General features: G+C 45.3%; 14 protein-coding genes and 1 other annotated feature. Of the genes, 10 read left to right on the top strand and 4 right to left on the bottom strand.

All coding sequences use genetic code 11. From position 1 onward, the window contains the following. Window positions 1-112: 112 nt before the first annotated feature. Window positions 113-589, bottom strand: a complete 477-nt coding sequence (locus tag ABHN01_RS20555) for a LiaF transmembrane domain-containing protein (protein WP_429877059.1) — start codon at window positions 587-589, stop codon at window positions 113-115. 307 nt (window positions 590-896) lie between these two features. On the opposite strand from ABHN01_RS20555, the gene hemA reads away from it, so the two are divergent. The 9 genes from hemA (at window position 897) to ysxE (ending at window position 10,604) form a co-directional block, all read left to right on the top strand. Further along, the gene (gene hemA, locus ABHN01_RS20550) at window positions 897-2,237 is read left to right on the top strand and encodes a glutamyl-tRNA reductase (protein ID WP_429877058.1); all 1,341 of its coding nucleotides are present in this window, start codon (window positions 897-899) and stop codon (window positions 2,235-2,237) included. Between the two features lie 38 nt (window positions 2,238-2,275). After that, window positions 2,276-3,103, top strand: coding sequence for a cytochrome c biogenesis protein (locus ABHN01_RS20545; RefSeq protein ID WP_429877057.1), 828 nt, complete (start codon window positions 2,276-2,278; stop codon window positions 3,101-3,103). A gap of 34 nt (window positions 3,104-3,137) precedes the next feature. Continuing rightward, entirely contained in the window at window positions 3,138-4,070 is a 933-nt protein-coding gene (gene hemC / locus ABHN01_RS20540; protein WP_429877056.1) for a hydroxymethylbilane synthase, read from the top strand. A gap of 26 nt (window positions 4,071-4,096) precedes the next feature. Continuing rightward, window positions 4,097-4,831 (top strand): uroporphyrinogen-III synthase, encoded by a 735-nt coding sequence (locus ABHN01_RS20535; protein ID WP_429877055.1) that lies wholly within the window; start codon window positions 4,097-4,099, stop codon window positions 4,829-4,831. Continuing rightward, window positions 4,828-5,796, top strand: a complete 969-nt coding sequence (gene hemB, locus ABHN01_RS20530; RefSeq protein ID WP_429877054.1) for a porphobilinogen synthase — start codon at window positions 4,828-4,830, stop codon at window positions 5,794-5,796. The genes ABHN01_RS20535 and hemB overlap by 4 nt, the downstream gene beginning before the upstream one ends. 18 nt (window positions 5,797-5,814) lie before the next feature. After that, window positions 5,815-7,098 (top strand): glutamate-1-semialdehyde 2,1-aminomutase, encoded by a 1,284-nt coding sequence (hemL, locus tag ABHN01_RS20525; RefSeq protein ID WP_290398811.1) that lies wholly within the window; start codon window positions 5,815-5,817, stop codon window positions 7,096-7,098. 116 nt (window positions 7,099-7,214) lie between these two features. Beyond that, window positions 7,215-8,624: a LysM peptidoglycan-binding domain-containing protein gene (locus ABHN01_RS20520; RefSeq protein WP_429877053.1), complete on the top strand. Its 1,410-nt coding sequence runs from the start codon at window positions 7,215-7,217 to the stop codon at window positions 8,622-8,624. A 19-nt stretch (window positions 8,625-8,643) separates the two neighbouring features. Further along, complete coding sequence (locus ABHN01_RS20515; protein ID WP_429877052.1) at window positions 8,644-9,564, top strand: hypothetical protein; 921 nt, start codon at window positions 8,644-8,646, stop codon at window positions 9,562-9,564. Next, complete coding sequence (ysxE, locus tag ABHN01_RS20510; protein WP_429877051.1) at window positions 9,561-10,604, top strand: spore coat protein YsxE; 1,044 nt, start codon at window positions 9,561-9,563, stop codon at window positions 10,602-10,604. The genes ABHN01_RS20515 and ysxE overlap by 4 nt, the downstream gene beginning before the upstream one ends. A 27-nt stretch (window positions 10,605-10,631) precedes the next feature. Here ysxE and ABHN01_RS20505 read toward each other — a convergent pair whose 3' ends face one another. Beyond that, window positions 10,632-10,847: a hypothetical protein gene (locus ABHN01_RS20505; RefSeq protein WP_290398815.1), complete on the bottom strand. Its 216-nt coding sequence runs from the start codon at window positions 10,845-10,847 to the stop codon at window positions 10,632-10,634. Between the two features lie 180 nt (window positions 10,848-11,027). Next, window positions 11,028-11,275: a binding site (T-box leader), on the top strand. 45 nt (window positions 11,276-11,320) lie between these two features. On the opposite strand from ABHN01_RS20505, the gene ABHN01_RS20500 reads away from it, so the two are divergent. After that, window positions 11,321-13,969 (top strand): valine--tRNA ligase, encoded by a 2,649-nt coding sequence (locus ABHN01_RS20500; protein ID WP_429877050.1) that lies wholly within the window; start codon window positions 11,321-11,323, stop codon window positions 13,967-13,969. Between the two features lie 17 nt (window positions 13,970-13,986). Here the strand turns inward: ABHN01_RS20500 and ABHN01_RS20495 are convergent, their stop codons facing one another. Continuing rightward, a complete protein-coding gene (locus ABHN01_RS20495) occupies window positions 13,987-14,862 on the bottom strand; it encodes an ATP-grasp domain-containing protein (RefSeq protein WP_429877049.1) in 876 nt (291 codons plus the stop codon). Continuing rightward, entirely contained in the window at window positions 14,855-15,766 is a 912-nt protein-coding gene (locus ABHN01_RS20490) for an ATP-grasp domain-containing protein (RefSeq protein WP_429877048.1), read from the bottom strand. Before ABHN01_RS20490 ends, ABHN01_RS20495 begins: the two co-directional genes overlap by 8 nt. Window positions 15,767-15,773 lie beyond the last annotated feature (7 nt).

The following is a 15,773-nucleotide window of genomic DNA, read 5'->3' as shown; positions in this document are numbered from 1 at the left end:
TAAGCCTGAATGGCGGCTAATTGAGTGTCTAAAGAATAGTTAGTCACAAAAAACTGCACCTCCAATTGTTAGTTGTGTCTAACAATTGGGGTGCAGTTCATTCTGCTCCGGTTTATTTTTTCTTTATAAAGATAAAGTAAGCACCAACCCCAATAAGAATGAACGGCCAAAACCCTTCGATGGATGAGAACCATTCTTTGATGGAGGGAGTGTCTGATCGGTTGAAGAAACTCCATCCTGAGATCGCAAGCAGGACAATCCCTGCCAGCAAGCCTTCCTTTGTCTGTTTGTACATATATAAAAAGGCGAGCGCGATAATAAGAATAATCACGGCGGGTTCCTTTGGCCAGCCGTCAACATGCGAAATCGCATGAAAATGGATACCCAAGCCTAGCAGCAGAACAGCTGAAAAGGAACTTGGGCCCTCTTTACCGCTTGAACTTTGAACTAGAAAGGCCAATCCAATAATGATCAGAAACGTTGGCCAAGTTAAATAGGGCAGTACATATGTAATATTCATTTGCCGAGCTAAGAAGAATAGCCCGATCCCCAGTAATACAATACCTGAAAAACTTCCTTTACCTTTCATTACAACCTCCAAACCATTTTAAAACGAGTAAATCAATCCTTTGCTAAAAGGGTCGAAATTTGTTATTTTTATATGGGTATAAGTTTATTAATTTTTTTTAAATTAGATTTGTTTTTTTATAGTTTGTTACGGATTGGACAGAATAGGGAAGAACTAAATTTATGGCTGGAGCCATTTGCGCTTTTCTAATCATAGCATACGATTCATATTCTGTTCACATTTTTAAAATGATTATTTCTTAGTACATGTTATAATGGACATGGATATTATTGTTGATTTTACGATAGAGATAAAGGGGGTGAGTGGGATGCACATCCTTGTTGTCGGTTTAAACTACAAGACAGCACCTGTTGAGATTCGTGAAAAAGTGTCATTCAATTCAAACGAAATGGACCACGCATTGAAGGCTTTGCGGGAGAGGAAAAGCGTGCTGGAATGCACCATCGTTTCCACATGCAACCGCACGGAAGTATACGCTGTTGTGGATCAGATCCATACAGGGCGCTACTATTTGAAGTCTTTCCTTGCTGAATGGTTTTCCATTGATTCCAACGATCTGAATCCTTTCTTGTTTATTCGCGAGGAAGAGATTGCTGTAGAGCATCTTTTCAGAGTGGCAGCAGGTCTTGATTCTATGGTTCTAGGAGAAACACAAATTCTCGGGCAAGTTCGTGACAGCTTTCTTCTTGCTCAGCAGGTAGGAACTACAGGAACAATCTTTAACCAACTGTTCAAACAGGCAATAACACTTGCAAAACGATCCCACTCGGAAACAGAAATTGGAGAAAATGCTGTATCTGTAAGCTATGCGGCGGTGGAGCTTGCCAAAAAAATCTTTGGCGGGCTTGAAAAGAAGGATATTTTAATCGTAGGTGCAGGGAAGATGGGTGAATTGACGGCCAAACATCTTCACAGCAATGGGGTAGCGAGTGTTCATGTCGTCAACCGTACGTTTGAAAAAGCAGCTGAACTGGCAGCACGGTTCCAGGGTGCGGCTTATCCGATGGAACAAATGACGGCAATGCTCGCCCATGCCGATATCGTCATCACGTCAACCGGTTCGGATTCATACGTCATTACGAAAGAAATGGTTCAATCGGTACTTAAGCAGCGGAAAGGCCGTCCTTTGTTCATGGTGGATATCGCCGTCCCGCGTGACCTGGATCCATCACTGAATGAGCTGGAAAGCGTTTTTCTTTACGATATTGACGATCTGGAAGGCATCGTAGAAGCCAATTTGGCCGAACGAAAGAAGGAAGCCGAAAAGATAGAGATCATGATTGAAGATGAAATTGTGAGCTTTCACTCATGGGTCAACATGCTGGGCGTGGTGCCTGTCATAACCGCACTGCGCGAAAAAGCCTTGGCTGTACAAGCTGAAACGATGCAGAGTATTGAGCGGAAAATGCCTCATTTGACAGATCGTGAAAAGAAAGTATTGAGCAAACATACAAAAAGCATTGTGAACCAGCTGCTTCGTGATCCGATCGTAAGGATTAAAGAGCAGGCCGGAGAACCTGGGGCGGATCAAGCGCTTGAATTTTTTATGAAGATCTTTGCGCTTGAAGAAGAGGTTAAACAGCAAGAGCACAAAAGTGAAATGGAATTAAAAAAGTTAAGTGAAACATCCCCTTCATTGCCTCTGTAACGGGAATGTCACTGGGCTCCTAGAGAGGAGTTTCTGATATGCAGAACGCGAATTGGATATATGATACGACGATCATCTTGTATGCTTTAAGCATCATAGGTTATTTTATCGATTTCTTACAGAACAACCGGAAGGCTAACCGAATGGCCTTCTGGTTGCTTTCTATTGTCTGGACGATGCAGACCGTATTTTTTGTTCAAAGAATGATAGAAGTAGGCCGTCCGCCTATTTTAACGCCTTTTGAAGGCTTGTTTTTTTATGCCTGGATTTTAGTGACCTTCTCTTTGGTCATGAACTGGTTTTTCAGGATTGATTTTTTAGTGTTTTTTACGAACGTACTCGGATTCTTGATCATGTCTATTAATCTTTTCGCTCCGGGAGAACAGGTGAGTGATGAGATGTCGACCCGGCTCATCTCGGAGCTGCTGGTCATCCATGTGACGATGGCTTTTGTATCGTACGGAGCGTTTACGCTCTCTTTTATCTTTTCAATCATGTATTTGCTTCAGCACAGGCTTCTCAAGCAGAAAAAGTGGAGCAAGCGCCTGCAGCGTCTTGGAAGCCTGTCTTTGCTTGAAAGGCTCTCCTTTGTGCTCAACATGACAGGTGTTCCGATTCTCCTTTTAAGTTTAATATTAGGCGTGATCTGGGCATTCTTGAAAGTACAGGGCTTTTCATTGCTTGATGCAAAGGTCATTACATCCTTTATCGTTATCGCAGTATACAGTGTATTTTTATATCAAAAAGTGGCGAAGGGACTTCAGGGGAAATCGCTGGCAATCTGGAACGTAGGGGCATTCCTGATCGTTCTGATCAATTATTTCCTGGCTTCGACCCTGACTGAATTTCACTTCTGGTACCGATAAGGCATACGGTCACTCTTTTAGGAGGTTTTTATAGATGAGAAAAATAATAGTAGGTTCCAGGCGAAGCAAACTCGCCATCACTCAAACCAGCTGGTTCATCGGTCAATTGAAGGCGCTTGGGCTTCCTTTTGAGTTTGAGGTCAAAGAAATCGTCACCAAAGGCGATGTTATCCTTGATGTCACTCTTTCTAAAGTAGGAGGTAAAGGGCTGTTTGTGAAAGAAATTGAACAGGCCCTGCTTGATAAAGAGATTGATATGGCAGTACATAGTATGAAGGACATGCCCTCTGTTCTGCCGGATGGCCTGATCATCGGCTGTACGCCGAAGCGCGTGGATCCAAGGGACGCTTTTATTTCAGAAAAGTACAATTCCTTGGAAGAGCTTCCTTCAGGATCCATTGTCGGTACGAGTTCTCTCCGCCGGGCTGCACAGCTGCTTCATGTCCGGCCGGATCTCGAAATAAAATCGATCAGAGGCAATATCGATACACGTCTCGGGAAATTAAAATCCGGTGAATTTGATGCTATCATTCTTGCAGCAGCAGGTCTTGAGCGAATGGGCTGGTCAGCGGATACAGTGACTGAGTATCTGCCCGTATCATTGAGCCTCCCTGCGGTAGGGCAGGGATCGCTCTCCATTGAATGCCGTGAAGAGGATGCAGAGCTTAGAGAACTCCTTCAGCACTTGAACGATGAAGATACTTATCGAACGGTTATGGCTGAACGTGCTTTCCTGCATACGCTTGAAGGAGGCTGCCAAGTGCCGATTGCAGCTTATGCAGAAAAAATGGAAGGCGAAGAAATCTCTTTAACGGGGCTCGTGGGTACGCCCGATGGGAAAACGGTGATTAAAGAACAGGCGGTCTCGGATGATCCCAATATGCTGGGAGTGGCCCTCGCGGTAAGACTTCAAGAGAAAGGCGCACTTGAGATCCTCGAAAAAGTAAAGAAAGATCTCGGAATATGAATCCCCGGCCGTTAGCAGGAAAAACGGTGGTCGTAACAAGGGCGGCTGAGCAATCGGCAAGCCTGATTTCAAAACTGGAAGAAGCAGGAGCAGAAGCAGTCAGCTTTCCGGTTCTGCAGATCGTAAAAGTAAACCTGGATCCTGAAGCAAAAACTTTGCTTCAGCGGTTGGAAGAGTTTGATTGGCTGGTCTTCACGAGCGCGAACGGGGTGGGGTGTTTTCTTCAGTGGCTTGATGAATCAGGGAAGAAGCTGACTGCTCAGAAAATAGCTGCAGTGGGACCCAAAACCGCAAGCAGACTTCAAGAGAGCGGAATTTCCATTGACCTTATACCTGATAAGTACGAAGGAAAAGAGTTGGCCCGTGATTTAATGAAGAGTGTGAAACCCGGATCCAGAGTTCTTATCCCAAAAGGCAATCTTGCTAAGGCAACGGTCACTGATGCGCTTCAGCACCTTGCAAAAGTAACAGAGATCACCGTTTATGAGACGAGGAAGGCCATGCCTTCTATTGAAATGCTTCCCGGGAAAGTGGATGTCATAATTTTTATGAGTCCATCCAGTGTGGTCTATTTCGGTGAAGCTGCTGGCGATCGCCAGCAGCAGTATCACCAGAACACAGCTGCAGCCTGTGTGGGGCCTGTCACGGAAGAGAAAGCGAAAGAATTTGGGTTTCATAAGCGGATTAGTGCCACTGATTATACTGAAGAAGGTATAATAAAAGCTGTGAAGAGTTATTTCAGAGAGGAGACCACATCATGAATTTTCAAAGACATAGAAGATTAAGAAGCAGTGAAAGTATGCGGGCCCTTGTAAGAGAGACGCATATCACTACAGACGATTTGATCTATCCGATCTTTTTTGTAGAAGGTGAGCGCATTAAGCAGGAAGTCCCATCCATGCCTGGGGTCTACCATGTCTCTCTTGACTATTTAGAAGAAGAAATGCAGGAGCTTGTGAATCTTAATATCCGTTCTGTTATGGTCTTCGGGGTACCGGACCATAAGGATGAGGCAGGGAGCTCAGCATATGATCATAACGGAATCGTACAAAAGGCCATCAAGAAAATAAAAGAAGGGTTCCCGCAGCTGACAGTTATTGCGGATACATGCCTTTGCCAATACACGGACCATGGGCATTGCGGTATCATCCGTGACGGGGAAGTGCTCAATGATGAATCACTATCTGCTCTAGCCAGCACGGCGGTTTCACAGGCGAAAGCAGGAGCGGATATAATAGCTCCTTCCAATATGATGGATGGATTTGTCGCAGCGATCCGGGAAGGCCTGGACGAAGCAGGGTTTATGAATGTTCCGATCATGTCTTATTCTGTTAAATATTCTTCTGCCTATTATGGGCCGTTCAGGGAGGCTGCTCACAGCTCGCCGCAGTTCGGAGACCGAAAATCCTATCAGATGGATCCGGCCAACCGGCTCGAAGCAATGCGTGAAGCCGAGTCCGATATCGAAGAAGGAGCAGACTTCCTGATGGTCAAACCAGCACTTGCTTATCTGGATGTGCTGCGTGAACTGAAAGACCGTTATCCTCTTCCGCTCGTTGCCTACAATGTGAGCGGTGAATATTCCATGATCAAGGCTGCTGCCCAAAACGGCTGGATCGACGAGGAAAGCATCGTGATGGAAACATTAATCGGGATGAAGCGTGCAGGAGCTGATCTGATCATCACGTACCATGCGAAGGATGTATCACGCTGGTTAAACCGCTAAGGACAGGAGATGGTAAACATGAGAAGCTTTGAAAAATCAAGTGCTGCCTTTCAGGAGGCCAAGAAATACATGCCAGGAGGCGTTAACAGCCCAGTGCGTGCGTTTAAATCGGTAAACATGGATCCTGTATACATGGAGCGCGGCAAAGGCTCCAAGATCTATGATATTGATGGAAATGAATATATCGATTATGTGCTGTCCTGGGGCCCTTTAATTCTTGGACATGCCAATGAACAAGTAGTAGAAGCTCTAAAGAAAACAGCTGAACTTGGAACGAGCTTTGGAGCTCCAAGCGAATGGGAAACAAAGCTCGCCAAGCTTGTTGTCGAAAGGGTTCCTTCGATCGAGATCGTCCGCATGGTAAACTCCGGTACTGAAGCGACGATGAGTGTACTTCGCCTTGCGAGAGGCTATACTGGCAGAAACAAGATTTTAAAATTTGAAGGGTGTTACCACGGCCACGGGGATTCACTGCTCATTAAGGCTGGATCAGGTGTAGCGACGCTAGGACTGCCTGACAGCCCAGGAGTTCCCGAGTCCATCGCTAAGAATACCATTACCGTTCCATACAATGATTTGGAAAGCGTGCGTTATGCATTTGAACAGTTTGGTGAGGACATCGCATGTATCATCGTTGAGCCGGTTGCGGGTAACATGGGCGTGGTTCCTCCTCAAAAAGGGTTCCTGGAAGGTCTTCGCGAGATAACTAAGCAATATGGCTCTCTTTTAATCTTTGATGAAGTGATGACCGGATTCCGGGTGGATTACAACTGTGCACAAGGATATTTTGGAGTAACGCCAGACCTTACGTGCCTTGGAAAGGTCATTGGCGGAGGACTTCCTGTTGGAGCGTACGGCGGGAAGAAGGAAATCATGGAGCAGATTGCACCAAGCGGGCCGATCTACCAGGCAGGCACTCTATCAGGAAACCCGCTGGCCATGGCAGCGGGATATGAGACGCTGTCCCAGCTGAAACCTGAATCTTATCAGGATTTTGTGAAAAAGGGTGACCGCTTGGCTGAAGGAATCGCAGCTGCAGCTGAAAAATACAGCATTCCCCACACCTTGAACAGAGCAGGTTCCATGATCGGCTTCTTTTTCACTGACCAGGATGTAGTAAATTATGAAACGGCAAAATCATCGAACCTGGATCATTTTACCCGTTATTTTAAATATATGCTGGAAGAAGGCATCTCACTTCCTCCGTCTCAATTTGAAGGCTTGTTCCTTTGTACAGAGCACAGTGATGAAGATATCGAGAAAACCATTGCTGCCTGTGAAAAAGCCTTCTCCAGACTATAAATTCGAACTGCTCTTTTAGAGGGCAGTTTTTTTTGTTCTTCTCTTCCAATCATATTTTTACCAATTGGGTCATAATCCTGTAATGTATGATAATTGGCTGAAAGGAGGAGAAAGGCATGAATCCATCGAAGCTGCGTTTCTCCATAGAGGAGTCCGTCTGGTTAAAGAAAGGACAGGAAGTTGCAGAAGTGTTATCAATGGCTCTGGAGCCTGATATTCAGATCACTGAAGAAGGCGGCCAGGTTTGTGTAAAAGGAGCTTTAAAACTGCACGGAGAGTACCGTCCATGCGCAATGGATGACGGGAATTCCCTTAACCTGGAAACGGGGTCCCTGAGAGAGCAGGTTTCCTACCGCTCGCTGACACAGCTGAAAATGAACGATGAGGGGATAGCAGAACTCGATCACCGGTTCCCTGTTGATATCACGATCCCATCAACACGGGTGCCAAAGCTCGATGAAGTGTTTGTTCTTGTAGATGCCTTTGATTATGAGCTTCCAAATCCCACTTGCCTGGAGTTAACAGCATCCGTATCCATCTCGGGCATCCAGGATGGAAAAGAGGTGTCTGTACAAGATGAACAGGACGATTTTCAGGCTCCGGAGATGATTGAAGAGAACATGGTCGCTGATGAAGACATATCAGCGGTTCAGGAACAAAACGAATACGAAGCGTTCCAGATTCCTGTGTTTGAAGCTAGATTTGAAGAGAGAGATGAGCAGGAAGACATGGATTCAGAAGAGGAAATAAGAACAGAAGAACAAGAAATCTTTGCTCCTTTCCAATTTGAAGCGAAAAAGCTGTTTGAGATGCCGGTTATTGAACCGGAAAACGAAACCGAATATACGGAACCTGCGATTAATTACAACCGTCAGGACGATGAACCAGCTGCTTATCAAGCGTTTAATGAAGAAGAGGCAATGGACCAACGGGACCAACAGGAAGGACAGGAAGAAGAACAGTATGAACAGGCAGAACAGTATGAACAGACAGAACAGGAAGAACAGGCAGAACAGGAAGAACAGGAAGAATTAGAAGCACAGGAAGCACAGCAGGCAGAAGAGGCTGACAACGGAATCCCAGCTTTAAAATCTCTGTCTTACTATACACCTTCCTATACTCCTCCTCCTCCGCCTATCATGCCAAGCCAACAGATAGAGGTACCTGCCGAAGTTCAAGAGACTTATAGCCGGCCGGAGCCGCAGTCCTATTCAGCGGAACCAGCAGAACCGCCGTTCCTGGAGCCGTCTGATGAAATGGGAGACGATCAGGAAGAACAGGCAGATACTTCAGCAAGTTCGGCAAGGAAAGAGGAGAATGCTTTATATTTAACGAAGATGCTTTCCGGAAATGAAGAACGATTTTCAAAGATGAAAATGTATATCATCCAGCGCGGAGAGTCGCTTGACAGCATTTGCGAGCGATATGAAATCTCCATTCATTCTCTGATGAGAGTCAATCGCATCAACCAGGAAGAGGTCGCAGAGGGCCAAATCATTTACATCCCAGTTTCACAAAGCCGCTAGTTAAGGTCAGGTGGAAACGATGACCATATTACAGGAAATAAAGAAGCATTATGAGCTTCAAACCGTGACATGGAAAGAAAAAGAAACCCTGGTGGACACCGATTGCGGAGTCAAACGGATCCGAATCTGGAGTGACTTGCATCTCTTAAACTGGCATGTCCGATGGAGAGATGAAGTCGGCAAGAATAGCCTGGCGGTTGCCGACCGGATGATCAGGACAGTGGACGGAGCTTGTTGGGTAGATCTAGAAGGCAGATACCTTACTCTCCATGATTATGTGGAGGGGCGGCATGAGAGGGGCGGTCACGAGAAAAGGTGGGGCCTTCTGCTTGGCAATATGCTCCAAACTGGTCTTGATCTGCAAAAGGAGTTCGGTCCCATCACTCATGCCGACCGCTATTCCTTTGATGCGTGTCTGGCAGCCATCCATAAACTGAGCAAGGATTACAATGAACTTGTTAGTGTCCGTAATTCTTTGCCTGAAGCGAACAAAAGATTGAACCTTGCCATGGAACTAAAACAGGCATCCTCTCAAGTGCCGCTACCGCTTCTTGACTCAGATACACACATGAGCAATGGAGCACAGATTTTTAATATTTTATTTTATCGGGGAAGCAATGGATATCCAGAAGAAGGCTACCGCCCGCTCCGTAAATTTTTGACGGAATGGCTGAAGGAATGCGGTCCCTATTCTCTACGGAAGTTATTAACCTGCATCAACGAACATTTCTCCTTGGAGCGCGAACATGGATATTTGCTTCTGGCAGAAATCTTGACGCCATGGGAACTGCAGGATTGCGTGGATCAATTAAAGAATACAGAGCTGTCTCATATTGTTGCTTGCGTTGAATCATTCGAACAAGATTGGGATTTTAACAGAATCCTTCTTCACTGTTTTACTGACTGGATGGACGATAAACGAAAGAGGGTGGCTTTGTGAGCCATTCAAAAGAAACCGTAAATTATGGTCCCGTCTTATTTCAATATGACCTCTATCCAGAGAAAATTGAGGCGTTTGGCAAAGTGAAAAAAGTGATATCAAGAAGAGGGACATTTGCGTTAAAGGAAACGAGTTTAAACGAAGAAGAAGTGAACTGGTTTACTCATGTCGTCCACAGGCTGTCCGAAATCGGCTACCATCAGATCGTTCCTCTCTATCCAACGAAATACGGTGATTATACTGTACAGCATGGGAACAAGACCTACTATCTCATGCCGTGGTTTGCAGGCAGTGAACGGCTCGGGCAGACGCGGGAAGAAGTGATGATCGATGAGATCGGAAAAATTCATTATTTGACCTTGAAAGAACAGGACTTCTCTCCTGAGGTGGTCGACCACTCCTTTCAGTATTTGATGCAGCGATGGGAAACACGGCAGCTTGAAATGGAGAGATTTGCTGAGGAATCTGAAAGGATGCCGTACATGTCTCCTTTCGAGCTGACGTATTTAAGCCATTTTCATCACATGATGAAAATGGCGGAGGAAGCCAAACGGCGCTTGAAAGACTGGTACGATGCCTGCCATGCAGAAAAAAGGTATCGCAGTGCACTTTGCCACGGCAAACTGTCACGAAATCATTTGTTATTTTCTCATAATGGAGAACCGCATCTCCTTAATTTTGAAAGAGCAGTACTTGATACGCCTGTAAGGGATTTGGCGATCTTCTTCAGAAAAGCCGTACATCATTCCATCTGGACGCGAGAAGAGGGCGGAAGGCTGCTTTCGCTGTATGAGAGGCATATTCCACTCCTTGATGAGGAAAAAAGCCTCTTGGTCAGCTATATGAGCTATCCTGAACCCATCTTTAACTCCGTTGATTTATACCGTCATAAAAGAGAACGATACAGCCAGATTGAGTTTGTCCACCGTTTGGAAAAAAGGATATCGGCGATGAGGCATATCAGGGATTTCTGTGATCTTATCCTGACACCTCCGCCGCCTGCACCGCTCGATCCAAATGAAAATGTCGATCACATATAGCAGGCTATATGTGATCTTTTTTAATTTTTATAACACCTCATACGAAAAACAAAAATGAAGAATGAGCAGGATGAGGATGATCATAAAATCTATGCCGGATGGAAACAGGATGGTGCGGATAATCTGAAACACGATCAGAGGTATGGTAAATTGGCTAACGACATCCCTTGCTGCCCGGAGCCAATCAGGAATCTGAAACTTAAATGGAAGTTTGCGGTTTCTTTTGAAATAGCGTTTAGCCATGACGATCCTTCTTTCGTACATCTAGGTTGATATCATGGTATTCAGAAGCCCGCTTATTCGTGAATAAAAGCCGGCATTCACACTTTTCTTTTGCGTGAATAGAATAATTGTTACTACAAATGGGAAAGCTATTGACGTTTTCCTGTTTTACTAGTTAAAATAGTGAGTAATGAAATGATATCACTTGCTTTGAAAGGGAAGAGTACAACGACTGTCCTTAAAGAGAGGGAAATCAGATGGCTGAGAGATTTCCTAAGGAAAACGGCGCTGGAAGGTCGCCCTGGAGCAGCTTCTTTGAACAAAGGCTTTTTGCCTTATTAGAAGAAGACGGCGAAAAACCGTTATCCGGCAATGAGTGTGCAAGAAGTGTAATTTTGCTTTTTGCAAACAAAGGTGGTACCGCGAACAATGCTTCTTTCGTCCTTTGAGACGAAAGGGGCTTTTTTATTTGTATTGAGAAGGAGGAGACATTCATGTCTACTGAAAAGCAAGAAGTTACAATGCCTACGAAATATGATCCGAAGGCAACTGAAGAATCCTGGTATAAATACTGGGTGGACGGCAAATTTTTTGAAGCAACAGGTGAAGAATCCAAAACGCCTTATACGATTGTAATCCCGCCGCCGAACGTCACCGGCAAACTCCACCTTGGCCATGCCTGGGACACCACACTTCAAGATATTTTAAGCCGGGCAAAACGTATGCAGGGCTATGACGTTCTATGGCTTCCTGGAATGGACCATGCGGGAATTGCGACACAGGCAAAGGTTGAAGCAAAACTGCGTGAACAAGGTATTTCCCGTTATGATCTTGGAAGAGAAAAATTCCTTGAAAAAGCTTGGGAATGGAAGGATGAGTATGCGGATTTTATCCGGAATCAATGGGCAAAACTGGGACTCGGCCTCGATTTTTCACGTGAGCGCTTTACCCTGGATGAAGGTCTGTCAGAGGCGGTCCGCGAAGTATTTGTTACGCTTTATAACAAAGGTTTAATCTATCGCGGTGAATACATCATCAACTGGGACCCGCAGACAAAAACTGCTCTTTCTGATATTGAAGTAATCCATCAGGATGTCCAGGGGGCATTCTATCACATGAGATATCCTCTTGCAGACGGATCCGGCCATATCGAAGTTGCAACCACAAGACCGGAAACGATGCTTGGAGATACGGCCATCGCCGTACATCCAAAAGATGGGCGTTATCAGCATTTAATCGGTAAAAAAGCCATCCTGCCAATCGTCGCGCGTGAGATTGAAATTGTGGGCGACGATTATGTGGACATGGAATTCGGTTCAGGTGCTGTCAAGATTACACCTGCTCATGATCCGAATGACTTCGAGATCGGTAACCGCCATAACCTTGAACGAATCCTTGTTATGGACGAGGGCGGCAAAATGAATGAAAACGCAGGCAAGTATCAAGGATTGGACCGTTTTGAATGCCGCAAGCAGATCGTTAAAGACCTTAAGGATGCAGGCGTACTCTTTAAAATTGAAGAACACATGCATTCTGTAGGGCACTCTGAGAGAAGCGGGGCGGTAGTTGAACCTTACCTCTCGACTCAATGGTTTGTAAAGATGCAGCCGTTGGCAGAAAAGGCCATCGAGCTTCAAAAATCAGAGGAAAAAGTAAACTTTGTACCGGAACGTTTTGAGAAAACATATCTGCATTGGATTGAAAACATCCGTGACTGGTGTATTTCCAGACAGCTTTGGTGGGGTCACCGTATTCCTGCCTGGTACCATAAAGATACCGGCGAAGTATACGTAGGCCATGAGGCGCCAAAAGATGAAGAAAACTGGGAGCAGGATACAGACGTTCTTGATACGTGGTTCTCATCCGCACTTTGGCCATTTTCCACCATGGGATGGCCGGACGACGAAGCGATTGATTTCAAACGCTATTATCCGACCAATGTACTCGTTACAGGTTATGACATCATCTATTTCTGGGTGGCCCGCATGATCTTCCAGGGTATGGAGTTTACTGAAAAAAGGCCGTTCAATGATGTATTGATCCATGGACTTGTTCGTGATTCTGAAGGCCGTAAGATGAGTAAATCTCTTGGCAACGGTGTTGACCCGATGGATGTTATTGAAAAATACGGAGCGGATGCTCTTCGTTTCTTCCTGTCCACAGGCAGCTCGCCAGGTAACGATCTTCGTTTTTATTGGGAAAAGGTAGAATCTACCTGGAACTTTGCCAATAAGATATGGAATGCTTCACGCTTCGCCCTCATGAACATGGATGGAATGAAAGTGGAGGAAATTGATCTCACCGGCGACCTTAGCCTGGCAGATCAATGGATCTTAACCCGTTTTAATGAAACAGCTGAAAATGTAACCAGACTGATTGATACGTATGAATTTGGAGAAGTTGGCCGGCTTCTTTATAACTTCATCTGGGATGATTTGTGTGACTGGTATATTGAGATGGCCAAACTTCCGCTTTATGGGGAAGACGAGGCTGCCAAAAAAACGACTCGCTCAGTATTGGCTTATGTATTGGACCATACATTGAGGATGCTTCATCCGATCATGCCATTTATTACCGAGGAAATCTGGCAGCATCTTCCTCATGACGGTGAATCGATCACCGTTGCGCAATGGCCTGTGAAGCGTGAAGATCTTCACTTCCCGGAAGCTGCCAGAGATATGAATCTCGTAACTGAAATTATCCGTACAGTACGTAACATCCGGTCTGAGATGAACGTTGCACCGAGCAAGCCGATCGAGCTGCAGATCAATGCCAAGAGTCAAGAAGTGCTGAACGCCCTCGAGGCCAACCGCAGCTATCTTGAAAAGTTCTGCAACCCAAGCACATTGACGCTTGGGACGGAGCTTTCAGCACCGGATAAGTCAATGAGTGCTGTACTTACTGGGGTAGAGATGTATCTGCCGCTTGAAGGCTTAATCAACCTGGAAGAAGAGATTCAGCGTCTTGAAAAAGAAGTAGAAAAATACAACAAAGAAGTCGAACGTGTACAGAAGAAATTAAGCAACGAAGGCTTTATGAAAAAAGCTCCTGAAAAAGTAATCGAAGAAGAACGAGCAAAAGAGAAGGACTACAGCGAAAAACGCGATAAAGTCCGCCAGCGCATTCAAGAACTGAAAGCATAAAAAGAGAGCCTGAAGTGTCACACACTTTCAGGCTCTTTTAATTGCCTTGAGATATGGGCGATATAAATTTTGGCGATGTTGATGTCGGATGTTGCGCTTAACGTACGGCTGCCCACTACGTCCTCCACTTCATTAAAAATAAAGGAGTGGTCCTCTTCCATTAAAAAATCGATCCCGGCCATTCCAATATCAAAATAAGACATCACTTTGTGTACCAATGCTTTCTGTTCTGCATTCAGTTCATAGAATTGAGCTTTTCCTCCGAGAGAAAAGTTCGCTCTGAAATCCTCGTCAGAACTTCGAAGGACAGCGCCGACGATTTGGTCTTCAACGACAAATACCCGAACATCTCTGCCAGGAAGAGCCGCAGGTTTTTGAATCACCCAATCCTGCGTGGGATAAGTGGATAGCGCCTCCGACAATTCCTGATCGTTCTTTGCAAGGTAAACCTGTGCACCGCCTCTTCCTGAAGCTAACTTTGCAATTAAAGGAAAGTCAAAAGGCAAAGATTCAGGACGATATAAAGAAGGAGAGATGAACAGGGTATCCATCATGGGAATACCAGCCCCCGTCAAAAGCTGGTGTGTCATGGCCTTATCATTCGCTACTCTGGAAACAAAAGATGAGTTAAAGGTTTTAACACCCATTTTTTCAAGCTGCTGAGAGAATAGAGGGTGAATCGTTCGGACCACAGCAAACGCTGGTAATGGTTCCTGCCGCTTATCGTAATAGAGAGAAAGCTGATTTTTCGTTACACCGAATGCAAACCTTTCGATGTAGCGGAGTTCCAGATCTAACCCCGCTTCTTCAGCCTCTTCCGTCAGCCATCTGATGAAGGACGCATTTTTTACAGAATCTACTTCACTATATATCAACCAGCCCTTTTTATTCATGGACGGATCCTCTTCGTTTGAGATCATCGAGGATAAAATCCATCATAGGGAGAGCAACATCAATGCCCGTACATTCATAAATGCTGCGGATATGAGCGTTTGAGTTAATTTCACAAACGAGAGGAGATCCATCCGGGCCAAACAGCAGGTCGACTCCAGCAAAAGCGGTGCCTGTAACTTCCCCACACGCTGCGGCCAGTTGAACCTGTTCTTCTGTCGGGGTATAGGGCTCTGTTTTTCCGCCGAAACTTACATTTGCACGGAAATCGGACTCCGATCTTCTCAGCATGCAAGCAACGGCCTTACCACCGACAATATTGATCCTTACATCTCGACCGTAGCTCGAGCCGACCATCTCCTGAAACACATACTCCGTGTTTTTTAGGGTCCGCATCAGCTCCAGCAATCTCTGCTCATTTTCTGCGAGATGTACCTGCATGCCAAAGGAACCAAAGGCCTCTTTAATAACCATCGGAAAGCCGATTTCCTTTACGATAGCAGGATAATGGCTGTAATCATGCAGGTCTCCGAACACTTTTGGTGCTATAATGGTTTTTGGAAACGGGATTCCGTGGTCTGCCAGGGTTTGGTACATTCTCGATTTGTTATCGCAGATTTCTATAGAATCGGCAGAATTATATACCGGTATACCTAATTTTTCGAGTTGTTTGGCAAGGAAAATATCCTTGTCTCCGAAGATCACAAAGTCTGGAGAGCTGTTTTCATAGCGTCCAGAAATAGAAGATTTTCCGTTCTTAAACGACACGAGCAATTCATTATTTTTGATGATTGATGGTGTAATGCCTTTTTTTTCTGCAGCTTTAGCTGTCCATTCGGCAAAATCCATAAACTTTTTCTGAGGCAGATTGCCGTTATAGATAATCCAGCAGGTTGGTTGTGCCATGGTTGTC

This window comes from Fictibacillus sp. NRS-1165 (assembly GCF_050468105.1).
Lineage (GTDB): Bacteria > Bacillota > Bacilli > Bacillales > Fictibacillaceae > Fictibacillus_C > Fictibacillus_C terrinigri.
The sequence above is the reverse complement of the archived record's forward strand: the minus strand, read 5'-3'. Positions and strand labels throughout refer to the sequence as shown.